The organism is Mesorhizobium sp. USDA 4132 (assembly GCF_056279545.1).
Genome location: NZ_JBWCCP010000001.1, coordinates 1273153 through 1293953 on the forward strand (window position 1 = coordinate 1273153; position 20801 = coordinate 1293953).

Here is a 20801-nt window from a genome sequence, read left to right on the forward strand (position 1 = left end):
TTCTGACGGCCGGCCGTTATACGTCCGCAAAACTCGCGTGGCAGAGGAAGAGCAACTGCGGGACCGGCTTTCATTCGTGAGGCGGGTCGCCGTTTTTCACCCGCCTCGAATTGCCGGACACCGATCATGCTCAAAGCGCTGTTTTCAACCGTTGCCCTCGCCATCCTCTTCGCACCCGTTGCCCATGCCGCCGAGCCCGGTGTGACGGTCGCAACTCCTTGCCCGTTCGGCGATTGCAAGGCGGCGATCGGGCTTTCCTTCGTGGGCGAATTTAGCATTACGACCGGCACGCTGTTCGATGGCGTCGAGTTCGGTGGCCTGTCCGGTCTTGATTACGACCCGGCAAGCAATCGCTATATCGCCATTTCCGACGACCGTTCGGAGCGGGCCCCGGCCCGGTTCTACGAGCTTTCGATCGAGGCGAGCGCTGCCGGCATCAGCGATGTGAAGGTGGTCAAGACCGTGACCCTGAAGGACAAAAACGGCGAGGCTTTTGCGGCCAAGAGCGTCGATCCGGAATCGATCCGGCTTGGCAAGGACGGCATCTACTGGTCGAGCGAAGGCGACGTGAAGCAGCTTCTGCCGCCCTTCGTGCGTGTCGCCAGCCCGGACGGCGCCTTCCTGCGCGAATTCGAGCTTCCCAAGGCTTTTATGCCGACCGCCGACAAGTCCGCCGGCATCCGCGACAACCTCGCCTTCGAAGGGCTCGCGACGCTGCCCGGCGGCGACCTGATGGTGGAGGTCGAATCGGCGCTGTTCCAGGACGGCCCGATCTCCGGGCTCACCCGCGGCACGCTCGCCCGCATGATCCGCTACGACGCGGCAACCGGCAAGCCTAAGGCCGAATATGTCTATCCGATCGCGCCGATCCCCCAGGCGCCGACCGTCGACAAGGGCTATCACGACAACGGCGCTTCGGAGATCCTAAGCCTGGATGACCACCGCCTGCTGGTGGTCGAGCGCGGTTTTGCGCAAGGGTTCGGCAGTTCGATCAAGGTCTTCATGGTCGATACCGAGGGCGCCACCGATGTCTCGGCCATCCCTTCACTCGCCAATACCGACGCGGCCATCGTGCCGGTGCGCAAGGCCCAAGTGCTCGACATGCGGGCGATCGGCCTGCAGCCGGACAATATCGAGGCCGTCACCTTCGCCAAGGGCACCGATGGCAGCGACCTGCTGATCTTTGTTTCCGACAACAATTTCTCGAAGGAACAGAAGACGCAGTTCATCGCCTTCAAGGTGCTGGCACGCCCCTGATGAAGCAGGCGACCATCAAAAATCTTGCTCCACCTTGTCGCAAGGTGGAGCATTGAACGTATCCCGAAGCCGCGGCTTAGAACTTCACGCCGATGCCGACGTTGATCACGTGCTGGCTGAAGTCGAAATCGGCGCCGCCGAGGCTGCCGTTTCCGAAGTCGTTGTAGCGGTATTCGAGGCGGCCGAAGATATTGTCGGTGAAGGCGTAATCGACGCCCGCGCCGACTGTCCAGCCGTTGAGCATGTCGTCGTCGTCAAAGCCGCCGCCGTCGATATGGGCGGTGGTGGCCGTCCAGCCGGCTGCCGCGAAGATCAGCGCCCGGTCCATGGCGTAACCGACACGGCCGCGAACCGAACCGGAGAACCCGGTGTCGACGTCGATGCCGCCGGCATAGCTGTTCTTGTTCCAGTCGTAGTTGACGTCACCTTCGATACCGGCGACGAAACCGCTGGAGAACTGCCAGTTATAACCGACGAAGCCGCCAAGCCTCCAGCTGTCGAAATCGTCCGAACCGCCGCCTGGGGCATCGCCGCTGCCCCAGGCATATCCCGTGTGGGCACCGATGTAGGGGCCGTTCCAGGAGAATACGACGGGCGTTTCGACGGCTTGCGGCGCTTGCGGGATCTGTTCGACGGCGTCGGCTGCGTAAGCAACGGAAGAGGCGGTCATGGCGGCCGACGCTGCAAGGATGAAAAGAGCCTTCATGGATATTCCCTCCGATTGGTTGGCAAAAACGCAAATAGAGCGGTTTGCTTGGAAAGCTGTAGCTAAAATACAACATCGGAGAGAATCTGCAATTACGCCTTAAGATACTGAAAACGCGAAGGTTTAATTTTGGGCTTCCCCCTTGACCTCAATCAGACTTGAGGTTGTAGCGTGCCCGGGACTGAAAAACCGGATAAGGGGCAGGGCGTGTTGCAGGACATTAATGTGGGCTGGTCGAGGCTTCTCGGAGGCCGCGAAGGGGCGATGCTGGGGCTGATCTCGGCGGGGATCGGGCTGCATGCCTTCAACCAGTTCGCGATCGTTGCGGCGCTGCCGCCGGCAGCGAGAGAAATCGGCGGCACGGGTTATTTCAGCTGGGCCTATACGCTGTATTTCCTCGGCTCGATCGCCGGCGGCACCGGGGCTGCGGCGATGCGCGACCGGTTCGGCGCGCGCTTCATTCTCGTCCTTTCGGCGCTGATCTTTGCGGCCGGCGGGCTGCTGGCACTGTCGGCGCCGGCCTTTTCCTGGATCATGGCCGGGCGCCTGCTGCAGGGCATTGCCGACGGGCTGATCGTAGCGATCTGTTACAGTCTCATCCCCGCCAACTTTCCCTCCGCGCTGATCGCCAAGGTGTTTGCGGTGGAGGCGATCGTCTGGGCGGTGGCGGCGATTGCCGGACCATTGGCGGGCGGGCTTCTGACCGAGGCCTATTCCTGGCGAGCGTCTTTCCTGGCCGTCTCGCCTTTCATGGTTCTGCTGGCCGTCTTTGCGCTGACCGCGAAGGTGAGGGTGACGGAGGCGGCGCCGGTGCCGCTCTCCGCCGCCACCATTTCGCTCTGCCTTGCGGCCTCCTTCGTCCTGTCGCTCTCCTCGGTGGTGACCGGAGGGGCGATGCAGGCGGCGGCGGTGGTGGCAGGCGCGGGCCTGTTCCTGCCGGCGCTGAAGCTCGATGGGCGGATCGGGCCGAGGCTGTTTCCGGAAGGCGCCTTCCGGCTCGGTTCGGTTCTCGGGCACGGGTTCTGGGTGCTGTTCCTGATGTCGGCGAGCCACTCGGTCGGCAGCGTTTACCTGGCGCTGATGATCGACGCCGTCTTCGGTTTCCGGCCGGCGGTGGTCGGTTATCTGGTGGTGACCATGGCGCTCTCCTGGAGTGCCGTCGCCGTGGTCGCGAGCAGGATTACGGCGCTTGCTCCGCGGCATCGGTGGATGCGCGCAGGCGCATTGTTTCAATTGGCCGGTTTCCTCTGCCTCGCGGCCGCGTTCGCGAGCGGCTCGCTGGTGCTGCTGCTGGCGGGCCAGGTGGCGATCGGTACGGGCTTCGGCGTCGCCTGGGCAAGCGTCAACCAGGCGGCGATGGAAGCGGCAGCAAGGCAGGAGCGCGATCTCGCAAGTGCCTTGCTGCCGACGATTTCGACCGCCGGTTACGCGATCGGCGCGGGGATCGCCGGCATGATCGCCAGTGCGACCGGCCTGGTTTCGGCGCTGGAGAACGGCAATACCGGGGGGCCGGCCCTGTGGCTCTACGGGACTGCGGCGGCCGGTGCGCTGCTGACATTTCTCCTTGGCTTCGGCGTGCGGCTTACCAAGGCTTGAGGGCGCAACAAAAGCGCATTTCGCTTGTTCGGCGGGACAGATTTCCCATATTTGAAGAAAAGGTCGCCGCATCCCGGCGGCCAAAGGAGACCTTCCCGTGTTCCAGTTCGACAATTCCTATGCACGCCTGCCGGACAGGTTTTTCGCCTCCGTCTATCCTGAACCAGTGGAGGGGCCGAAGCTCCTGAAATTCAACGCGGAACTGGCAGAGGAACTGGGCGTCGAAGCCGATTTTTCCGATCCCGCCCGGCTGGCGGCGATCCTTGCCGGCAATGTCATGCCGCCCGGCGCCATGCCGATCGCCATGGCTTATGCCGGCCACCAGTTCGGCAATTTCGTGCCGCAGCTGGGCGACGGGCGGGCGATATTGCTGGGCGAGGTCGTCGACCGCAACGGCAAACGCCGCGACATCCAGCTGAAAGGCGCCGGACCGACGCCCTATTCCCGCAGAGGCGACGGACGTGCGGCTTTGGGACCGGTGCTGCGCGAATATATCGTCTCCGAGGCGATGAATGCGCTCGGCGTGCCGGCAACGCGGGCCTTGGCGGCTGTCGCGACCGGCGAGCAGGTCTATCGCGAGACGGTGGAACAGGGCGCTGTGTTCGTGCGCGTCGCGGCCAGCCACGTGCGGATCGGCACCTTCCAGTTCTTTGCCGCCCGCGGTGACAATGACGGGATCAAATTGCTCGCCGACTACGTCATCGAGCGGCACTATCCGGAGCTGAAAACGGCGAAAAACCCCTATCTGGCGCTGCTGCAGGGCGTAGCGGCGCGGCAGGCGGATCTGATCGCCCGCTGGATGGGTATCGGCTTCATCCATGGGGTGATGAACACCGACAACATGACGATTTCGGGCGAGACGATCGATTTCGGCCCTTGCGCCTTCCTCGACGAATACGACCCGATGAAGGTGTTTTCCTCGATCGACCAGGGCGGCCGTTACGCCTATCGCAACCAGCCGGGCATCGGCCGGTGGAACATTGCGCGGCTGGCGGAATGCCTGCTGCCGCTGCTGGACGAGGACGAGGAAAAGGCCGTGGAAGCGGCGAACGCCGTGCTGAAGGCCTTTGGCGAGCGATTCCGGAAAGAGTGGATCGGGGTTTTTCGGGCAAAGATCGGCCTTGCGACCGAGACTGACAGCGATGGCGAGCTGATCCAGGCGCTACTGGCGGCCATGCACGAGGGGCAGGCGGATTTTACGCTGGCCTTCCGGCGGCTTGCCGATGCAGCGGAGGGCGGGCAAGAGGCGTTCCTCAAGTGTTTTGCCGATCCCGACAAGGCGCAGACCTGGCTCGCCGGCTGGCGCGAGCGGTTGACCGCGGAGGCGCGGCCGGTCGGCGAACTGGCGGCAGGACTGCGCGCCGTCAACCCGGCGGTTATCCCCCGCAATCACAAGGTCCAGGAAGCCCTTTCGGCCGCCAATTACGGCGACTTCAGCTTCTTCGAACGGTTGCTGGAGGCCTTGGAAAAACCTTTCGAAGAGCGGCCGGAATTCGTGAGCTACATGCAGCCGCCGAAGCCTGAGGAGCGGGTGACGCAGACGTTCTGCGGGACGTGACACCTGTAAATTAATTTTTGCTAATTAGGAAAATAGTCCTTGACGGCGTGACGGTTGTTTGGTAGGTTCTAGGCACAGTCGAAGAATTGCGCCGGCAAGTGGCCTTCGGGCGGCCGGTGGCAAGACTTCCAGTCAAATTGGCCCGGTCCCAAAGCCGGGCCTTCTTTTTATCTCGACAATCGGCAGTGGGGACGCGCGGTGACCGGAAACGGGGGCGGCGGGATTTTCTGCGCCGAAATTTTGGCTCCTATTTCGGCCCCGGGGATATCCCAGATGGATGAATTCGAGACGTTCGATCCGGCGCTTTTCGGGCTCTGGACGGAGGCGCCCGTCTATGGCGACGCGGTCGTCATGGACGATTCCGTGCTTTCGGACGCCGTGCGCGGCGTGCTGCTGGAGATCAAGTCGGCCGAGGGCGCATTCTCTCCGGGCGAGGAGCTGCGGCGGCTGTTGAACGAGATGACCGTCGAAATGCGCGACCAGTTTTCGACCTTCCGGCGGATGCGGACCGCGGCGGAGGCGGCGCTCACAGATGGCGACGACGCCGCCCAGAAACTGGCGCGTGCCGACGTGAAGGCCGCGACCGACGCCATGTCTCTGATCGTCCGCACGCTCGAAAAGGTCGACAGCCTGCAACGCCAGCTCGCCCGCGACCGCGACGAGGCCGCCGAGCGCGATGCGGACGAGGGTGGGTATGAGGAGGCCAAGGTCCGCTTCCTGAAAATGATCGAGGATCGCGCCAATGAAAACGCCTATCGGCTTTTCGAAGCATGGAAGCGGGATGGACCGCCGCCCCTCGTTTTGGAGAGGTTTGGACACGCGTCCTCCGAGCCAACGGACCTTGCTGCGAGCGCAGGAGAAGATCGCGGTCAAAGCCTCAAAGGGGGCGTCGGGGTTGAACCGGGGTCTGCGGACGATCACGGCTGCGCGGGAGGAATATTGCGAAGCCGTTGTGAAAAGCACGGCCTTGAGAAGCGTGATTGAGCAAGGAAACGCCGGGCGCGGCAAACGCCCTCCGATCTCCCCCCTTGAGGGGGAGATGTCACCGAAGGTGACAGAGGGGGGTGGCGCCGCGAACTCAACTGTCGAAGAATGTGCCGCAGCACCCCCCTCTGCCCTGCCGGGCATCTCCCCCTCAAGGGGGGAGATCGGTCTGCCGCACGGGTCTGCTCCTGGAAGCGAGCACGCTCTGGAGCGGAATGACGAGCCCGACACGTCTCTATCTGGCTTCATGCCCGCTCATGAACGCGACTGGGATATAAAGGGCCGTCCCGACCAAAAGCCGCCGGCCGGCGACTGGCGGACGTGGTTGATCATGGGTGGGCGCGGTTCGGGCAAGACGCGGGCAGGCGCGGAATGGATCCATGGGCTGGCCTCGGTCGGCAGCAGGTCGGATCTCAGGATAGCGCTGGTGGCGGAAACGCTGGGCGATGCCCGCGAGGTGATGATCGACGGGGTGTCCGGCATCTGCCGGATTGCCCGAAAGAACCGGCCGGATTTCGAGATTTCGCGCCGGAGGCTGGTCTGGCCGAACGGGGCGATCGCGCAGATCTTTTCCTCGGAAGATCCGGAAAGCCTGCGCGGCCCGCAGTTTCATTTCGCCTGGTGCGACGAGCTCGCCAAGTGGCGGCATGCGGAGGAAACCTTCGACATGCTGCAGTTCGGGCTTAGGCTCGGGGCCGATCCGCGCCAGCTGGTGACGACCACGCCGCGGCCGGTGCCGATCCTGAAACGGCTGATCGCCGATCCCGGGACGCAGCTCGTGAGGATCTCGACCCAGGCCAATGCCGGCAACCTTTCACCGGGCTTCATTTCGGCACTGGATGCGCGGTATGGGGGAACGAGGCTCGGACGGCAGGAACTCGCCGGCGAGCTGATCGAGGACCGCGAGGACGCGCTGTGGAAACGGGCCGACCTCGAGGCCTTCACGATCCGGTTTACCGGGGCGCTGCGGCGCATTGTGGTTGCCGTCGACCCGCCTTCGGGTTCGGGGGAACATTCCTGCTGCGGCATCGTCGTCGCCGGATTGGAGGCGAGCGGCCGGGCGGTGGTGCTGGCCGATTGTTCGGTCGAAGGCAAAACCCCGGCGGGCTGGGCGAACGCGGTGGCGCGCGCTTATGCGCGCTTCCAGGCGGACCGGGTGGTGGCCGAGGTGAACCAGGGCGGCGAGATGGTGACGGCGATGCTGAAAAGCGTCGATGCGGCGCTGCCGGTGACTATGGTCAGGGCGACGCGCGGAAAATTCCTGCGCGCCGAACCTGTTGCTGCCCTCTACGAACAGGGGCGGGTGGCGCATGCCGGGCGGTTTGCCGAGCTTGAAGATCAGATGTGTGACTTCGGCCCGGACGGTCTGTCTTCAGGCCGTTCGCCCGACCGGCTCGATGCGCTGGTCTGGGCGCTGACGGCGCTGATGCTGGAAGGTCATGGGGAGCCGCGCGTGCGCGGTGTTTGAGCGCGGCTCGCCGCTCAGGTGATGATGATCAGCGCGGGGTGACCGGCTTTGGCTGGGCGCTTTCGCGCATCTGCTTCCACTCGGATTCGATCCGCTCGACGACATGCTGCGGGATCGGCTTGGAAGGGGCGGCCGGTGCGGGCTGCTGCATCATCATGATCTCCTGTTGTTTAGAAAGCCGACAAGAACGTCGTGTGACGCCGTTGGTTCCATACCGTTAGAAAAAAGTAAACTGCCGCCTAAAAGCTTAAAACGATTTAGTTTTTCTAAACCGATTGAAACCCTGCGACGCGGTATGGGAGTAGGCACCAGATGGCTCACAACCGGTATGCCTTCTTTGATTTCGTGCGGACAAAGCTCTTCAAAGGCCGGCTCGCTGCCGGTCAGGTGGAGGGGCTGACGGCGATTCTCGATGGCTGGCAGGCAAGGGTCGGCCAGGATGAGGCGCAGCCGCTCGCCTATGTGCTGGCGACCGCCTTTCACGAGACGGCCGCCACGATGCAGCCCGTCCGCGAGACCCTGGCGGCCAGCGACAGGTCGGCGATCGCACGGCTGGACGAAGCTTTTGCGGCGGGCCGGCTCGGGTCGGTGAAGACGCCTTACTGGCGTCCGGACGCGGACGGAAAAAGCTGGCTCGGCCGCGGGCTGGTGCAGCTCACCCACAGGCGGAACTACGCGGCGATGTCGGCTGTGACCGGGATCGACCTGGTGGCGGATCCGGGCCGGGCGATGGAGATGCCGGTGTCGGTCGCGATCCTGATCGAGGGCATGTGGTGTGGCAGCTTCACCGGCTGCAAGCTCGGCGATTATTTCGGGCGGGGCAGGGCGGATTGGCTGGGCGCCAGAAAAATCATCAACGGCAACGACCGGGCGGACCTGGTGGCGCGGCATGCGCAAATGTTCGCCGAGGCGCTGGACACCAAGCCGCATTGAAGCCCACTGCAGGCCATGATAGCAGGCCTCCGCATTGCTGGAGGTTCCATGATACGCCACATCGTATTTTTCACGGCGCAGGCAGGCGAGATCGACCGGGTCCGGGCAGGTCTTTCGCTTCTGACCGGCAACCCGCATGCGCTGACCCTGGAGATCGGCGCCAATGTGAAGAGCGACCAGCTCGGCAACGAAGTCGATCTGGTCGTCTACGGCGAATTCGAGGATGCGGCGGCGCTGGCAGCCTACAAGGCGCATCCGGTCTACCAGGCATCGATCGATATCGTCCGCCCGATCCGCGAAATGCGCATTGCGGCCGATTTCGACAGTGAAAACGCGGTGAAATCGCCCCTGCCGCTTCCCTGAAGTGGGCCTTGGCGCCCGCGAGCGAAAAGGACAAGTCACGATGAAATCTCCATTCCGGCGCCCCTGGTTTTCCGCGGGTGGGCGACAGGCCGTGCCCGAAATCCAGGGGACCGACACCCAAAAAACCGAAACCAAGACGGCCTCCGGTTTTGCGATCGTCTCGGGCGAGGGAGCGGCGCAGTGGTCGGGGCGGTCCTATGCGGCGCTGGCGCGGGCGGGCTTCATGAGGAACCCGGTCGCCTATCGGGCGGTGCGGATGATCGCCGAAGCCGCCGCAGCCGTGCCGTGGCTTGCCTATGACGGGGCGACGGAGCTTGCCGAACATCCGGCGCTGGCGCTCTTGGCGCGGCCGAACGGCCGGCAGGGCGGGCCTGACTTTTTCGAGGCGCTCTACGGGCACCTGGCGCTTTCCGGCAATGCCTATGTCGAGCCGTTGTCGATCGACGGGAGCTTACGCGAACTGCATCTGCTCCGGCCCGACCGGGTGAGCGTGGTCGAGGGCCGCGACGGCTGGGTGGCGGGTTACGATTACCGCGCCGGCGGCACCACGCGGCGGCTGCCGGCCGAGAGCGATGGCATCGCCCTGCTGCACCTCAAGCTGTTTCATCCGCTCGACGACCATTGCGGTTTTCCGCCGCTCGGAGCGGCGGGTGCGGCACTCGACCTGCATAATGCGGCGGCGAGCTGGAACAAGGCGCTGCTCGACAATTCCGCTAGACCTTCCGGCGCGCTGGTCTACCAGCCGAAGGACGGCGGCAACCTCTCCGTCGACCAGTACGAGCGGCTGAAGGACGAGTTGGAGGCGGGTTATTCCGGCGCCGTCAATGCCGGCCGGCCGCTGCTGCTCGAAGGCGGGCTCGACTGGAAGGCGATGGGCCTGTCGCCGAAGGACATGGATTTCATCGAGGCCAAGAACGGGGCCGCCCGCGACATCGCACTCGCCTTCGGCGTGCCGCCGATGCTGATCGGCATTCCGGGCGACAATACCTATGCCAACTACCAGGAGGCCAACCGCGCCTTCTACCGCCTCACCGTGCTGCCGCTGATCTCCCGTACCGCCGCGAGCTTTTCCGCCTGGCTGTCGGAGGCCTATGGCGATCGGCTGCGGCTGGAGCCGGATCTCGACCGGATCGCCGGCCTTTCCGCCGAGCGTGAGGCGCTGTGGGCAAGGGTCGGGGCGGCGGCGTTCCTGAGCGACGAGGAGAAGCGCCAGGCGGTGGGGTATTAATCCGTAAGCAAGGGGTGTAGATTGTAATACGTCGTATTACAAATGGAGGCCCAGATGGCCAAGCCTGTTCTTTCAGACCCGATCACGCTGCGCCTGCCGCTCGACATCCTTGAGGACATCGAGAAGATCGCTGAGACAGCGGACAGAAGCCGATCCTGGGTGATCGTCCGGGCGCTGAAATATTACCTGATGGCGGAGGGAAGCGAAATCCTGAGCATCCAGCGTGGCAGGGAGGATATCGAGGCCGGGCGCTTCGTGGAGGCGGAGGAGTTTTTCACTGAGCTTGACCGTCTCAACCGCGAGGACGCCGCCTGATGAAGGTGTTCCTGTCGGAAGAAGCGATACGCTACGTCCAACGGGAAAGGGCGTATCTTGCCCAATTCAGCCGACGGTCTCCATTGCCTTTTCGGAACAGGTCAAGAGGGCGGCACGGTTGATTGCGGATCATCCTCGTGTCGGGACCGCTGTGGCGCCGGTCGAAGGAATTCGCCGTTTCGTATCTGCGCCCTATCATCTGGACTATGTCATCGAGGCGGATCGGATACTGATTGTCTCCATCATGCATGCGCGGCAGGGGCCAGCGGATCTCGAAAAGGACGAAGACGACGACTTCGAATGAAATCCTTGAGGAGGCACACTTTCTGCAGGTCTGCTGAATCGGTCTCCGAACTCACTCAACTTGCGAAGTGCCGGACTCAACGTCGCAGCAAGTAGCCCCAAGCGATTCTGAATATTCATGGAAATTGGATCCGCCGACCCTGTGTCGAGCGCGGAACGGCTGGTTGCATGGCAGCGGCGCCGTTCGGTCCGTATGCGTGCATCATAAACAAGAGAGATTAAAAATGGCTGATCTCGGAAACGATCCGGGCGCCCTGGCCGGCATCTGGGCCGCCAAGGCGGTGGGCGCCACGGCGGGAGCCGGCGTGTCGCTGATCTATCTGCTGCCGAAGAGCCGTCGCGAGGCGGCGAGCCGGTTTCTGACGGGCCTGAGTTGCGGGATGATCTTCGGCGGGCCGACCGGGCTTTGGCTGGTGGAGCGGCTGGGGATCGGCGGGGAGCTTTCCGGCGTGGAAGTGATGCTGACGGGGTCGGCAGCGGCCAGTCTTTGTGCCTGGTGGGTGCTGGGCGCGCTGGCGCGGATCGCCGTCAGATATGGGGGACGGGGCGGCGGGGCATAACTTCGGCCGTCGTCCGGGCCAGCACCAATTCAATCGTTAGGAGAATACCAATGCACGCTTATCGCGGGCCGCGTCCGACTGCGCGCAAATTTGCCAATCTGGAACTCGCTGGGCTTACCGGCGACGGGGTTTTCTCCGGTTACGCCAGCGTCTTCGGCGAAGTCGACCTCGGCAAGGATACGATCGAGCGCGGCGCCTTTCGCAATTGCCTCGTCGAGCGTGGGGCGCCTGGGGTGCGGATGCTCTATCAGCACGACCCTTCCGAGCCGATCGGCGCCTGGCGGACGATCCGGGAGGATGCCCGCGGGCTTTACGTCGAGGGCATGCTGTCGCCGGGCGTCGCCCGCTCCCGCGAGGTGCTGGCGCTGATGAAATCCGGCGCGCTCGACGGGCTGTCGATCGGGTTCCGCACGGTCAAGGCCCGCACCGACGCCAAGACGGGCGTGCGCAAAATCCTCGAGGCCGATCTGTGGGAAATTTCGGTGGTGACCTTTCCGATGTTGCCATCGGCGCGGGTCTCCAACGTCAAGCATGCGCGGTTCTTCCGCGACAGGGAAACCGAACTCGTCCGCCAGATGCGGCGGGCGGCGAAGATGATGATGAAATCAACCTTCAAAGGAAAAGTGATATGACCGAGCAGGCGAGAACGATGGCAAGCGTGGCGCCCGAAGTGAAAGCCCCCGAAGTCAAGGGAGTGCCGGAAACGGTGACGGCGGCCTTCGACGAATTTATGGAGGCGTTCGAGGCCTTCAAGGAGGTCAACGACCGGCGCCTCGGCGAGATCGAGCAGAAGCTGACCGCCGACGTCGTGACCCGCGACAAGATGGACCGCATCAACCGCGCCGTCGACGACCAGAAGAAGGTGCTCGACCAGCTGGTGCTGAAGAAGGCCAGGCCGCAGCTTGGCCGCGGCGGCTCGGAGCTTTCGGCAGAGGTCGTGGAGCATAAGGCGGCCTTCGACGCCTATGTCCGCCGCGGCGAGGAAAACGGTCTGCGCGAACTGGAGGCCAAGGCGTTTTCTTCCGGGACCGGTGCCGATGGCGGTTATCTCGTGCCGCCGGAAACCGACACGGAAATCGGCCGGCGGATTTCGGCGGTCTCGCCGATGCGGGCGCTCTCGACCGTGCGTACCGTATCCTCCGCCGTGCTGAAGAAGCCGTTCGCGGCGGCCGGGCTTTCCACCGGCTGGGTGGCGGAGACCACGGCGCGGCCGCAGACCAATACGCCGCAGCTCACGGAGCTCACCTTCCCGACCATGGAGCTCTACGCCATGCCGGCCGCGACGCAGTCGCTGCTGGACGACTCGGCGGTCGACATCGAGGCCTGGATCGCCGGCGAGGTGGACATCGTGTTTGCCGAGCAGGAGGGCGACGCCTTCATCCGCGGCGACGGCACCAACAAGCCGAAAGGATTTCTGTCCTATCCGACGGTGGCGGAAGGCTCCTGGAGCTGGGGCAATATCGGCCATATCGCCACCGGCGTTGCGGGCGGTTGGAAAACGACCGGTCCTTCGGACACGCTGATCGAGGTCATTTATGCGCTGAAGGCCGGCCATCGCCAGAACGGCACGTTCATGATGAACCGCAAGGCGCAGGGCGACATCCGCAAGTTCAAGGACGGCGACGGCAACTATCTCTGGCACCCGCCGGTATCAGCCGGCCAACCGGCCTCGCTGATGGGCTTTCCGATCGCCGAAGCCGAAGAGATGCCCGACGTGGCGGAGAACTCGCTCTCGATCGCGTTCGGCGATTTCCGCTCCGGTTATCTCGTCGTCGACCGGGCGGGCGTGCGTATCCTGCGCGATCCCTATTCGGCGAAACCCTATGTGCTTTTCTACACCACCAAGCGCGTCGGCGGCGGGGTGCAGAATTTCGAGGCGATCAAGGTGGTGAAGTTTGCGGCGGCATGAGCCGCCGCAAAGTGAGTAGTGGGTAGTGATTAGTGAGTAGGGGCGGCCAATCAGTTGGCCGCCTTTTCCACGTCACGCCCTCTGCTTGCGCCTTACTACTCACTACCGGCTAACCACTACTCACCCCCGGGATCCCCATGACCTATGCCCAAACCACTCCGCCTTCCGCGGAGCCGCTGACGCTTGCCGAGGTGAAGGCGCATCTGCGTCTTGACGGAAGCGACGAGGATGCGTTGCTGGCCTCGCTGATCAGCACCGCCCGCGAGCACCTTGAGCGGGAGACGGGGCTTTGCCTGATCTCTCAAACCTGGCGGTTCTATCTCGACCGCTGGCCGGCGGACGGGGTGATCCGGATTTCGAGATCGCCGGTGCAAGAGATTCAGAACGTTACGGTTTACGACGCTGACGGCACTGCGCTTGAAGTTCCACTGGAAGATCATCTGCTCGACGGCAAGGGCCGTCCGGCGCGGCTTTGGCTGCGGCACCCACCGGCGCCGGGCAGGTCGATCAACGGCATCGAGATCGACTTTTCGGCCGGTTTCGGCGAGGCGGGCACCGATGTGCCGGATACGCTGAAACGGGCGATGTCGATCCATATCGGCCACATGTTCGCCTTCCGCGGCGTCGTTTCGCCGGAGAACCAGCCGGCCGGCATCCCCGACGGCTATGAGCGGCTGATCGCGCCTTTCCGGATGCGGAGGCTCTAATGGTCGTGTTCTTCGATCCGGGGTTGATGACGGCAAGGCTCGACCTCGAGGCGCCGCAGGCGATGCCGGACCGGCAAGGCGGCGCGACGGTCGCCTGGGAGGTGACGGCGACGCTCTGGGCGCGGATCGAGCCTCTCTCGGTCGTGGTAGCCGAACAGGCGGCCGCAGAGGCCGGCACCATCAGCCACCGCATCTGGACACGGTTCCGCGACGGCATTTCAGCCGGCCAGCGGTTTCGAAAGGGCGGCCGGATATTCCTGGTCAAGCTGGTGCGCGATCCGGACGAGACGCGGCGTTATCTCGTCTGCCAATGCGAGGAGGAAGCCCGATGACGGCGGGAAATGCGCTTCTGCAGGCGATCCACCAGACGCTTGCCAGTGATGCGGCGCTGACCGCGATCATCGGCACGGACGGCATCCGAGACCGGCTTCTGCCGCGGCCAAAACTGCCCTGCATTGTGTTCGGCGAGATGGAGACACGGGATTTTTCGACAGCCAGCGAGGCCGGCGAGGAACATCTTCTGGTTCTGGAAATCTGGTCGGACGGCGAGGGACGGCGGCAGGCACAGGAGATCGCCGGCCTGGTGCATGGCCTGCTCCACGATGCGGCATTGCCGCTCGACGGTGCGGTGCTGGTGAACCTGCTGCAGGTCGGCACAAGGACGCGGCGGGAGCCGAAGACGAAGTTCTATCTGGCGGAGATGCGGTTTCGGGCGGTGACGGAATAATGAAAGCCTGATCATTGAATATTTCACCGGAGATGTATATACAATGTATGTGCATTGGGGTGATGGCAATGGTAGCTCTTCGAAAAAGCGAAACGATCAATTTGCGGATCGATGCCGGCACGCGGGACGTGATTGCCCGCGCGGCGGAGATTTCCGGTAAGTCGCTGACAGCATTCATGACGGAAGCGGCCTTTGCAGTGGCCCAGAAGGAGCTTTTGGACCAGCGGTTCATTGGTGTCGACGCGACTGTCTTCGATGCCGTCGAGGATCTGCTTGGCGAGCCTGCTCAGGTCAATGAGAAACTCTCGGCTCTGCTGAAGTCGAACCGCGAATGGCTCGACTGAGACCATGTATCGCAAACCGGCCCCGCTGAGTGAACAGCATCATCTTGGGGAGTTCGACAGCGGCAAGCCGGTGCTCGATGTCTTCCTGAAGGAGATGGCGCTTCACAATCAGGTGCAGGGTTACACACGGACCTTCGTGATTGCCGACGCCGATTTTCGGGTGGTCGGTTACCACTCGCTTTGCGCCGGCATGATTTCGCGTGAAAAAGCGCCCCGTCATGTCAAGGGCCATCAGGCGCCGGGCGAGATCCCTGTGGCCCTGCTGGCTCGGCTTGCGGTGGACCGGAGGCATCATGGACAAGGGCTGGGCGGCGAACTGCTGAAGAATGCTCTGTTGGCCGTGGTTGCGACCTCTGAAGTGGTGGCGTTCCGGGCAGTGATGGTTCATGCGCTCGACGATGAGGCAACAAGGTTTTACCTCAGATACGGTTTCCGCCAGGCCAAGGGACTGGACCGGACCTTGCTATTACCGGTCAAGGATATCCTGGCTTCGATCAGCAGCTAGGCGGCTCCGCCCATTCGCGCTGCGCACCAGCCCCACCAGCATCAGCACCAATACCAGCGAGATTGCCGAGAGCACGGCGCCGGTCACAAGCGCCGCCGTGGCGCCGACGCGGTCGAGGAGGGCGGTGAAGATGACCGGTGCGGCGGCATTGGCAAGGTTCTGCGGCATCGACAGGCGGGCCGATTGCAGGCCGAATTCGCGGGGCGAAAACAGCGACAGCGGCAGGAGCGCGCGGGCGACCGCGAGCACGCCGGTGCCGAAGCCATAGAGCACCATGAACACCACCAGGACTGGGGGCGAGGACGTGACGGTCGCGGCGAGCAGGAAACTGAAGAGAACCAGTCCGGTGCCGACAAGCGACGTGAGAAGCGCATTGCCGCGTCGGCCAAGCGCCATGTCGACGAAGCGGGCGGAAACGCCGATCGCGCCGCGGGCCGAGCCGAGCTGCAGGGCAAGTGCTGGCGAGGCGCCGGCCTGTTGCAGCAGGGCCAGCAGCGAGGGTGACAGGCCGAAGCTGATAAACGAGCTGATCGCCGTTGCCGCCGCCACCAGGAAGAAGGCGCGACGGCGTTCCGGCGGCGTGAAATCGACAGGAACCGTATCCGTGGCCTGTGTTTGCTCGTTGCGGTCGATCGGTTTGGGAAGGCCGAACAGATAGAGCGGCAGGCAGATGAAGAGCTGCAGCATGGCTGAGAATACGAACGTCATCCGCCAGCCGACGAGATCGTTCATCAGCGCCAGGAGCGGCCAGAAAATAGTCGCCGAAAGGCCGGTGAACAGCATCAGGATGGCGATGATGCGCTTGCCGCCCAGCCCCTCGCGCTCGACGACCGCCGTGTAGGCCGGCGCCGACAGGCCGAGCGCGCCGCCGATGCCGATCACGATCCACGCGAGCCCGTAAACCAGGATTTCGTGAGCGCTCGCGAGCAGCGTGAGGCCGATCGCGAAGATGACGGACGCGCTCGCCATGACCTTTGCAGCGCCATGGCGACCGAGCAGCCGCCCGGTCGCGGGACCGGCAAGCGCACTGACCAGCATCATGATCGACAGGCCGAAGAACACGACCTCGTTCGGAAGATTAAGTTCCGGCGCGACGATGCGGCCCATGACCCCGAGCATATCGAAGGTCGTGCCCCAGGAAATGATCTGGGTGACGGCGAGCACGGCGATCGTCTGCGCCGAGCGCAGCGGGAGGATTTTGGGCATGGCGGCGGGAGGCATTCGCGAAAGGGATGGTTGAGCGCCCGATGCTCTAGCACCGCTTTTTACGGTGCGGAAGCGACAAACGGACAACAGCGGAAAGGACTTCCACATGGTGGCGCAGAAGGGCAAGGACCTGCTCTTGAAGATCGACAATGACGGCGCGTTCTTGACGGTGGCGGGGCTGCGCTCGAAGCGCCTCGCCTTCAATGCCGAGACCGTCGACATCACCGATGCCGAAAGCGCCGGGCGTTGGCGCGAGCTTCTGGGTGGCGCCGGCGTGCAGCGCGCTTCGCTGACCGGCGCCGGCATTTTCAAGGACCAGGAAAGCGATGCGCTGGTGCGGGCTGCATTCTTTGCCGGCAGTATTCTGGCCTGGCAGATCCTGATCCCGGCCTTCGGCACGTTGACCGGACCGTTCCAGGTGACGGCGCTCGAATATTCCGGCGAGCACAATGGCGAGATCCGCTTTGAACTGGCGCTGGAATCGGCCGGCAGCCTGACCTTCGAAGTGCTGTGATGGCGGGCGGACACGCAAACCGCAGGCGCGGCGAGGTGGAGGCGGTGATCGACGGCGACCGCCGCATTCTCTGCCTGACGCTCGGCGCATTGGCGGAACTGGAAACCGCGTTTTCCGTCAGCGACCTCAACGGGCTGGCGGAACGGTTTTCCTCCGGGCGGCTGAAGGCGGCGGACATGATCCGGCTGATCGGTGCCGGCCTGAGAGGCGGCGGCAATCTCTTCTCCGACGATGAGGTGGCGGCAATGAGCATCGAGGGCGGAATTTTAGCCTATGCGCAGATTGTCGGGGATCTGCTGGCCGCGACGTTTGCGGAGCCGGGCGGCAAAGCCACGGCAAACCCTTGAGAGCCGCAGCGGGCATCGGAGCGATCGCAGGAGGAACTTCGAGTGGGTTCTCGGCCTCAATCGCGATCGACGAGGCGAGGTTACCGTTTCCGTGGGATGTGGTGATGCATGCCGGCCTCTGCCTGCTGCGGCTTCCGCCGAGGGATTTCTGGGCGCTGACGCCCGTCGAGTTTTTTGCCATGACCGGCGGGCTGAAGGGACGTGGCGCTGGAATCGAGAGAGCGGGGCTGGACGCGCTGATGCAGGCGTTTCCGGATGAGTGAGTCTGCCGCTCGTCTTGTTTCTGTCAGTTGGCGTTGCGTCCAAAATTGCCCCTCACCCTAACCCTCTCCCCGTTTTGACGGGGAGAGGGGACGTGCCTTGCGTGTTGCCCGTGATTGGGCAAGGTCGGCGCGACTTGCGCCCTTCTCCCCGTGAAAACGGGGAGAAGGTGGCGGCAGCCGGATGAGGGGCGGATCTTGCAAGATTTCCTATGAAGGACCGCGGCGACGAAACGGGAGTCCACAATGGAAGACGACAATAGTTTGGCCGGCACGCTCTCCGGTGCGGAGGCGCTGACCGGCGTGATGGCGGATCTCGAAGTCCGCTCGCAGCGCTTCGGGGCCGCACTGACCGGGGCCCTCAGATCCGCGACGACGGGCGGGCGCGGGCTCGAGGACGTACTCAAGGGGCTCGGCAACCGGCTTTCGGATATCGCGCTGGCGGCCGGGTTGAAGCCGCTCGAAAACATGCTGGGCAATGCGATCGGCGGACTGGTGGGGTCTGTGACGCCGTTTGCCGACGGCGGTGTCGTGCGTTCCCCGAGCTTCTTCCCGATGGGCGGCGATATGGGCCTGATGGGCGAGGCCGGCGCGGAAGCGATCCTGCCGCTCAGACGCGGGCCGGACGGCGCACTCGGCGTTGCGTCGGCGGGCGAGGCCACGCCGCAGATCGTCTTCAACGTGACGGCGAGCGATGCCGCGAGCTTTCGCAAAAGCGAAGGGCAGATTTCCGCCATGCTGGCGCGTAGCGTCTCGCGCGGGCGGCGTGGTTTGTGACGATGATGTTGCGAGGATGAGATGAGCGGTTTTCACGAGGTTCGGTTCCCGCTGCGCCTGGCGCTCGGGGCAACCGGGGGGCCGGTGCGGCGCACCGATATCGTCAATCTTTCCAACGGGCGCGAGCAGCGCAACCAGCGCTGGCGGGATTCAAGGCGCAGCTATGATGCCGGTTCGGGGGTGAAATCGCTCACCGATCTTTATGCGGTGCTGGAATTTTTCGAGGCGCGGGGCGGGCAGCTTTACGGCTTTCGGTTCCGCGATCCCGTCGACTGGAAATCCTGCGCGCCGGGCGAGGCGTTATCGGCGACCGACCAGGCAATCGGCACGGGCGACGGGGAGACCGCGGCATTCCAGCTCGTCAAAACCTACGCGGATGGCGGCGGCAGCTGGACGAGGCGGATCGTCAAGCCGGTCACTGGCTCGGTCACCTTGTCGGTGGACGGCGTCGCAGTACCTGCGGAAGCCTGGTCCGTCGATGCGGCAACGGGAATCGTCACCTTTACCGCCGGGCATGCTCCACCGGCCGGGGCGGCGGTGCGGGCGGGTTACGAATTCGACGTGCCGGTGCGGTTCGATACCGACCGGATCGACGTCAACCTCGCGCATTTTGATGCCGGGCGCATCCCGACCATTCCGCTGACGGAGGTTTTGGCATGAGAACCATACCGGCTGATCTGGCCGAGCATCTGGCGCAGGAGGCAACGACCACCTGTCACGCATGGCGGGTGACGCGGCGCGACGGCGTGATCCTGGGTTTCACCGAACACGACCATGACCTGACATTCAGCGGCACGACCTTCCTGGCGGCAAGCGGGTTTTCGGCAAGCGAGGCGGAGGCGGCAACGGGACTTTCCGCCAGCGCCGACGAGGTCGTCGGTGGCTTTTCAAATGCGGCGATTGGCGAGCAGGATCTGGCGACCGGCAGATACGACGGTGCGCGGGTGGAACTGTTTCTCGTCAATTGGGCGGCACCGGACCAGCACGTGCTTTTGAACGTGCGGGAGATCGGCGAGGTTTCCCGCACCGGCGGTCAGTTTCGCGCAGAGCTGCGCAGTCTGGCGCATCGGCTGAGCCAGCCGCAGGGGCGCGTCTACAACCGACGCTGCGACGCGAGCCTCGGGGATACGCGCTGCGGCGTAGACCTGGCCCTGTGGCGCGGCGAAGGGGCGGTGGTCGCGGTAAAGGACGCGAGCCGGATTGTGGTCTCGGGGCTCGGTGGTTTCGCGAGCGGGTTTTTCCGCCACGGCGTGCTGACGTTTTCGGACGGCGTGGCGGTCGATGTCGACGCGCACGAGAAGAGGTCGGACGGTTCGGTGGAGCTGACTTTCTGGCTGCCACTGGAGGAGCCGGTTGCGGCGGGCCACACGTTTACGCTGACCGCGGGATGCGACAAGTCGTTTGCAACCTGCAAGGCGCGCTTTGCGAACCATCTGAATTTCCGCGGTTTTCCGCATGTTCCCGGCGCCGATTTTGCCTATTCCTATGTCGATGGGGAGCGGGTCCATGACGGCGGCCCGATCTTCGAATGAGCGGGCAAAGCGAGCGGGTCGTGGCACTGGCCGAGGGATGGATAGGCACGCCCTATCGACATCAGGGCGCTACGAGGGGCGTCGGCTGCGATTGCATCGGGCTCATCCGCGGGATCTGGCGCGAGCTTTACGGCGAGGAGCCGGAGACGGTGCCCGCCTATGCGCCCGATTGGGCGGAGCGGAGCGGTGAAGACCGGCTTGCGGACGCGGCCGCGCGGCTCTTCGGGCCGGCGGTGCCGTTGGCGGAGGCGGAGCCTGGCGACGTCCTGCTGTTTCGCTGGCGGCCGGATTGCGCGGCCAAACATGCCGGGGTGTTGGCCGGGCCGCAGCATTTCATCCATGCCTATGAGCAATCGGCGGTGACGCGTTCGGCGCTGGTACCATCGTGGCGGCGACGGATTGCGGGGGTGCACCGGTTTCCGATGCGATCCTTGATCATGCGCAGCACAACCTGGAAAACTTAAAAGTTGTAATTTATGCAACTAAGGATTACTTGTTGGTTGCCAAGAGATTGTTATCTTTTTTGGAGTGATGAGCGAGGTTGCAGCCTCGCCCATCGTTTTACTTAGCTAGCGAATATGACCCGGACGGCGATAGACCAGCCCGTCCGGGTTTTCTTCACCATCAGCGTGACGCTAAAAGGCCTTCGCCTCATAACATCCCCTCCATGATTGAGAGCAGGGCCTCTGCCAAGGTCGATGT

Annotated in this window: 28 protein-coding genes; 25 read left to right on the plus strand and 3 right to left on the minus strand. The window is 64.0% G+C overall.

Features of this window, described 5'->3' with window-relative positions:
- Positions 1-126 precede the first annotated feature (126 nt).
- Positions 127-1257 (plus strand): esterase-like activity of phytase family protein, encoded by a 1131-nt coding sequence (locus ACZ9IU_RS06660; RefSeq protein ID WP_038541230.1) that lies wholly within the window; start codon positions 127-129, stop codon positions 1255-1257.
- 76 nt (positions 1258-1333) lie between these two features.
- Here the strand turns inward: ACZ9IU_RS06660 and ACZ9IU_RS06665 are convergent, their stop codons facing one another.
- A complete protein-coding gene (locus ACZ9IU_RS06665; RefSeq protein ID WP_038541235.1) occupies positions 1334-1963 on the minus strand; it encodes an outer membrane protein in 630 nt (209 codons plus the stop codon).
- A gap of 207 nt (positions 1964-2170) precedes the next feature.
- Between ACZ9IU_RS06665 and ACZ9IU_RS06670 the strand changes: the two genes are divergently transcribed.
- From ACZ9IU_RS06670 to ACZ9IU_RS06685, 4 genes are all read left to right on the plus strand, one after another.
- Positions 2171-3559, plus strand: a complete 1389-nt coding sequence (locus tag ACZ9IU_RS06670; RefSeq protein WP_157885086.1) for an MFS transporter — start codon at positions 2171-2173, stop codon at positions 3557-3559.
- 97 nt (positions 3560-3656) lie between these two features.
- Positions 3657-5117 carry a protein adenylyltransferase SelO gene (locus tag ACZ9IU_RS06675; protein WP_038541245.1) on the plus strand — a complete coding sequence of 487 codons (1461 nt, stop codon included), beginning with the start codon at positions 3657-3659 and terminating at the stop codon, positions 5115-5117.
- A 273-nt stretch (positions 5118-5390) separates the two neighbouring features.
- The gene (locus ACZ9IU_RS06680; RefSeq protein WP_065814767.1) at positions 5391-6101 is read left to right on the plus strand and encodes a hypothetical protein; all 711 of its coding nucleotides are present in this window, start codon (positions 5391-5393) and stop codon (positions 6099-6101) included.
- Positions 6102-6348: 247 nt separating this feature from the next.
- Positions 6349-7569, plus strand: coding sequence for a DNA-packaging protein (locus ACZ9IU_RS06685; protein WP_038541246.1), 1221 nt, complete (start codon positions 6349-6351; stop codon positions 7567-7569).
- 28 nt (positions 7570-7597) lie between these two features.
- Here the strand turns inward: ACZ9IU_RS06685 and ACZ9IU_RS06690 are convergent, their stop codons facing one another.
- Positions 7598-7723 (minus strand): hypothetical protein, encoded by a 126-nt coding sequence (locus tag ACZ9IU_RS06690; RefSeq protein WP_256384740.1) that lies wholly within the window; start codon positions 7721-7723, stop codon positions 7598-7600.
- Positions 7724-7881: 158 nt separating this feature from the next.
- On the opposite strand from ACZ9IU_RS06690, the gene ACZ9IU_RS06695 reads away from it, so the two are divergent.
- The 13 genes from ACZ9IU_RS06695 (at position 7882) to ACZ9IU_RS06755 (ending at position 15463) form a co-directional block, all read left to right on the plus strand.
- The gene (locus tag ACZ9IU_RS06695) at positions 7882-8502 is read left to right on the plus strand and encodes a chitinase (protein ID WP_038541249.1); all 621 of its coding nucleotides are present in this window, start codon (positions 7882-7884) and stop codon (positions 8500-8502) included.
- A 48-nt stretch (positions 8503-8550) separates the two neighbouring features.
- Positions 8551-8865 (plus strand): Dabb family protein, encoded by a 315-nt coding sequence (locus ACZ9IU_RS06700; protein ID WP_038541252.1) that lies wholly within the window; start codon positions 8551-8553, stop codon positions 8863-8865.
- Positions 8866-8905: 40 nt separating this feature from the next.
- The gene (locus ACZ9IU_RS06705) at positions 8906-10093 is read left to right on the plus strand and encodes a phage portal protein (RefSeq protein WP_038541255.1); all 1188 of its coding nucleotides are present in this window, start codon (positions 8906-8908) and stop codon (positions 10091-10093) included.
- A gap of 54 nt (positions 10094-10147) precedes the next feature.
- Positions 10148-10408, plus strand: a complete 261-nt coding sequence (locus tag ACZ9IU_RS06710; RefSeq protein WP_038541274.1) for a CopG family ribbon-helix-helix protein — start codon at positions 10148-10150, stop codon at positions 10406-10408.
- A complete protein-coding gene (locus ACZ9IU_RS06715; protein WP_367396518.1) occupies positions 10317-10712 on the plus strand; it encodes a type II toxin-antitoxin system RelE/ParE family toxin in 396 nt (131 codons plus the stop codon). The genes ACZ9IU_RS06710 and ACZ9IU_RS06715 overlap by 92 nt, the downstream gene beginning before the upstream one ends.
- A 223-nt stretch (positions 10713-10935) precedes the next feature.
- Complete coding sequence (locus ACZ9IU_RS06720; RefSeq protein WP_038541277.1) at positions 10936-11271, plus strand: DUF6107 family protein; 336 nt, start codon at positions 10936-10938, stop codon at positions 11269-11271.
- Between the two features lie 50 nt (positions 11272-11321).
- Entirely contained in the window at positions 11322-11903 is a 582-nt protein-coding gene (locus ACZ9IU_RS06725; RefSeq protein ID WP_038541279.1) for an HK97 family phage prohead protease, read from the plus strand.
- A complete protein-coding gene (locus tag ACZ9IU_RS06730; RefSeq protein ID WP_038541281.1) occupies positions 11900-13180 on the plus strand; it encodes a phage major capsid protein in 1281 nt (426 codons plus the stop codon). Before ACZ9IU_RS06725 ends, ACZ9IU_RS06730 begins: the two co-directional genes overlap by 4 nt.
- A gap of 137 nt (positions 13181-13317) precedes the next feature.
- Positions 13318-13887 (plus strand): head-tail connector protein, encoded by a 570-nt coding sequence (locus ACZ9IU_RS06735; protein WP_038541284.1) that lies wholly within the window; start codon positions 13318-13320, stop codon positions 13885-13887.
- A complete protein-coding gene (locus tag ACZ9IU_RS06740; protein ID WP_038541285.1) occupies positions 13887-14219 on the plus strand; it encodes a phage head closure protein in 333 nt (110 codons plus the stop codon). Before ACZ9IU_RS06735 ends, ACZ9IU_RS06740 begins: the two co-directional genes overlap by 1 nt.
- The gene (locus tag ACZ9IU_RS06745) at positions 14216-14614 is read left to right on the plus strand and encodes a DUF3168 domain-containing protein (protein ID WP_038541288.1); all 399 of its coding nucleotides are present in this window, start codon (positions 14216-14218) and stop codon (positions 14612-14614) included. The genes ACZ9IU_RS06740 and ACZ9IU_RS06745 overlap by 4 nt, the downstream gene beginning before the upstream one ends.
- Positions 14615-14682: 68 nt before the next feature.
- The gene (locus ACZ9IU_RS06750) at positions 14683-14958 is read left to right on the plus strand and encodes a type II toxin-antitoxin system TacA family antitoxin (protein WP_157885088.1); all 276 of its coding nucleotides are present in this window, start codon (positions 14683-14685) and stop codon (positions 14956-14958) included.
- A 4-nt stretch (positions 14959-14962) separates the two neighbouring features.
- Positions 14963-15463, plus strand: a complete 501-nt coding sequence (locus tag ACZ9IU_RS06755; RefSeq protein WP_038541294.1) for a GNAT family N-acetyltransferase — start codon at positions 14963-14965, stop codon at positions 15461-15463.
- On the opposite strand, the gene ACZ9IU_RS06760 is transcribed toward ACZ9IU_RS06755, so the two are convergent.
- On the minus strand, positions 15425-16669 hold the full coding sequence (locus ACZ9IU_RS06760; RefSeq protein WP_038541297.1) for an MFS transporter: 1245 nt from the start codon (positions 16667-16669) through the stop codon (positions 15425-15427). The genes ACZ9IU_RS06755 and ACZ9IU_RS06760 overlap by 39 nt on opposite strands.
- Before the next feature lie 106 nt (positions 16670-16775).
- On the opposite strand from ACZ9IU_RS06760, the gene ACZ9IU_RS06765 reads away from it, so the two are divergent.
- From ACZ9IU_RS06765 to ACZ9IU_RS06795, 7 genes are all read left to right on the plus strand, one after another.
- A complete protein-coding gene (locus ACZ9IU_RS06765) occupies positions 16776-17183 on the plus strand; it encodes a phage major tail protein, TP901-1 family (protein WP_038541300.1) in 408 nt (135 codons plus the stop codon).
- Positions 17183-17530 (plus strand): gene transfer agent family protein, encoded by a 348-nt coding sequence (locus tag ACZ9IU_RS06770; protein ID WP_038541305.1) that lies wholly within the window; start codon positions 17183-17185, stop codon positions 17528-17530. The genes ACZ9IU_RS06765 and ACZ9IU_RS06770 overlap by 1 nt, the downstream gene beginning before the upstream one ends.
- Before the next feature lie 65 nt (positions 17531-17595).
- Positions 17596-17793, plus strand: coding sequence for a rcc01693 family protein (locus ACZ9IU_RS06775; protein ID WP_038548947.1), 198 nt, complete (start codon positions 17596-17598; stop codon positions 17791-17793).
- 243 nt (positions 17794-18036) lie between these two features.
- Complete coding sequence (locus tag ACZ9IU_RS06780) at positions 18037-18567, plus strand: phage tail tape measure protein (protein WP_038541308.1); 531 nt, start codon at positions 18037-18039, stop codon at positions 18565-18567.
- A gap of 21 nt (positions 18568-18588) precedes the next feature.
- Complete coding sequence (locus ACZ9IU_RS06785; protein WP_038541310.1) at positions 18589-19227, plus strand: DUF2460 domain-containing protein; 639 nt, start codon at positions 18589-18591, stop codon at positions 19225-19227.
- Positions 19224-20099 carry a phage/gene transfer agent baseplate hub protein gene (locus ACZ9IU_RS06790; protein WP_038541313.1) on the plus strand — a complete coding sequence of 292 codons (876 nt, stop codon included), beginning with the start codon at positions 19224-19226 and terminating at the stop codon, positions 20097-20099. Before ACZ9IU_RS06785 ends, ACZ9IU_RS06790 begins: the two co-directional genes overlap by 4 nt.
- A complete protein-coding gene (locus ACZ9IU_RS06795; RefSeq protein ID WP_051899672.1) occupies positions 20096-20563 on the plus strand; it encodes an NlpC/P60 family protein in 468 nt (155 codons plus the stop codon). The genes ACZ9IU_RS06790 and ACZ9IU_RS06795 overlap by 4 nt, the downstream gene beginning before the upstream one ends.
- Positions 20564-20801 lie beyond the last annotated feature (238 nt).

What these genes read in the sequence shown, in the direction of transcription:
- ACZ9IU_RS06765 (WP_038541300.1), top strand. Translation starts at nt 16,776, where the DNA reads ATGGTGGCGCAGAAGGGCAAGGACCTGCTCTTGAAGATCGACAATGAC.
- ACZ9IU_RS06780 (WP_038541308.1), top strand. Translation starts at nt 18,037, where the DNA reads ATGGAAGACGACAATAGTTTGGCCGGCACGCTCTCCGGTGCGGAGGCG.
- ACZ9IU_RS06745 (WP_038541288.1), top strand. Translation starts at nt 14,216, where the DNA reads ATGACGGCGGGAAATGCGCTTCTGCAGGCGATCCACCAGACGCTTGCC.
- ACZ9IU_RS06695 (WP_038541249.1), top strand. Translation starts at nt 7,882, where the DNA reads ATGGCTCACAACCGGTATGCCTTCTTTGATTTCGTGCGGACAAAGCTC.
- ACZ9IU_RS06710 (WP_038541274.1), top strand. Translation starts at nt 10,148, where the DNA reads ATGGCCAAGCCTGTTCTTTCAGACCCGATCACGCTGCGCCTGCCGCTC.
- ACZ9IU_RS06705 (WP_038541255.1), top strand. Translation starts at nt 8,906, where the DNA reads ATGAAATCTCCATTCCGGCGCCCCTGGTTTTCCGCGGGTGGGCGACAG.
- ACZ9IU_RS06720 (WP_038541277.1), top strand. Translation starts at nt 10,936, where the DNA reads ATGGCTGATCTCGGAAACGATCCGGGCGCCCTGGCCGGCATCTGGGCC.
- ACZ9IU_RS06750 (WP_157885088.1), top strand. Translation starts at nt 14,683, where the DNA reads ATGGTAGCTCTTCGAAAAAGCGAAACGATCAATTTGCGGATCGATGCC.
- ACZ9IU_RS06755 (WP_038541294.1), top strand. Translation starts at nt 14,963, where the DNA reads ATGTATCGCAAACCGGCCCCGCTGAGTGAACAGCATCATCTTGGGGAG.
- ACZ9IU_RS06685 (WP_038541246.1), top strand. Translation starts at nt 6,349, where the DNA reads ATGCCCGCTCATGAACGCGACTGGGATATAAAGGGCCGTCCCGACCAA.
- ACZ9IU_RS06680 (WP_065814767.1), top strand. Translation starts at nt 5,391, where the DNA reads ATGGATGAATTCGAGACGTTCGATCCGGCGCTTTTCGGGCTCTGGACG.
- ACZ9IU_RS06700 (WP_038541252.1), top strand. Translation starts at nt 8,551, where the DNA reads ATGATACGCCACATCGTATTTTTCACGGCGCAGGCAGGCGAGATCGAC.
- ACZ9IU_RS06690 (WP_256384740.1), bottom strand. Translation starts at nt 7,723, where the DNA reads ATGATGCAGCAGCCCGCACCGGCCGCCCCTTCCAAGCCGATCCCGCAG.
- ACZ9IU_RS06735 (WP_038541284.1), top strand. Translation starts at nt 13,318, where the DNA reads ATGACCTATGCCCAAACCACTCCGCCTTCCGCGGAGCCGCTGACGCTT.
- ACZ9IU_RS06725 (WP_038541279.1), top strand. Translation starts at nt 11,322, where the DNA reads ATGCACGCTTATCGCGGGCCGCGTCCGACTGCGCGCAAATTTGCCAAT.
- ACZ9IU_RS06770 (WP_038541305.1), top strand. Translation starts at nt 17,183, where the DNA reads ATGGCGGGCGGACACGCAAACCGCAGGCGCGGCGAGGTGGAGGCGGTG.
- ACZ9IU_RS06660 (WP_038541230.1), top strand. Translation starts at nt 127, where the DNA reads ATGCTCAAAGCGCTGTTTTCAACCGTTGCCCTCGCCATCCTCTTCGCA.
- ACZ9IU_RS06795 (WP_051899672.1), top strand. Translation starts at nt 20,096, where the DNA reads ATGAGCGGGCAAAGCGAGCGGGTCGTGGCACTGGCCGAGGGATGGATA.
- ACZ9IU_RS06790 (WP_038541313.1), top strand. Translation starts at nt 19,224, where the DNA reads ATGAGAACCATACCGGCTGATCTGGCCGAGCATCTGGCGCAGGAGGCA.
- ACZ9IU_RS06785 (WP_038541310.1), top strand. Translation starts at nt 18,589, where the DNA reads ATGAGCGGTTTTCACGAGGTTCGGTTCCCGCTGCGCCTGGCGCTCGGG.
- ACZ9IU_RS06760 (WP_038541297.1), bottom strand. Translation starts at nt 16,669, where the DNA reads ATGCCCAAAATCCTCCCGCTGCGCTCGGCGCAGACGATCGCCGTGCTC.
- ACZ9IU_RS06730 (WP_038541281.1), top strand. Translation starts at nt 11,900, where the DNA reads ATGACCGAGCAGGCGAGAACGATGGCAAGCGTGGCGCCCGAAGTGAAA.
- ACZ9IU_RS06665 (WP_038541235.1), bottom strand. Translation starts at nt 1,963, where the DNA reads ATGAAGGCTCTTTTCATCCTTGCAGCGTCGGCCGCCATGACCGCCTCT.
- ACZ9IU_RS06740 (WP_038541285.1), top strand. Translation starts at nt 13,887, where the DNA reads ATGGTCGTGTTCTTCGATCCGGGGTTGATGACGGCAAGGCTCGACCTC.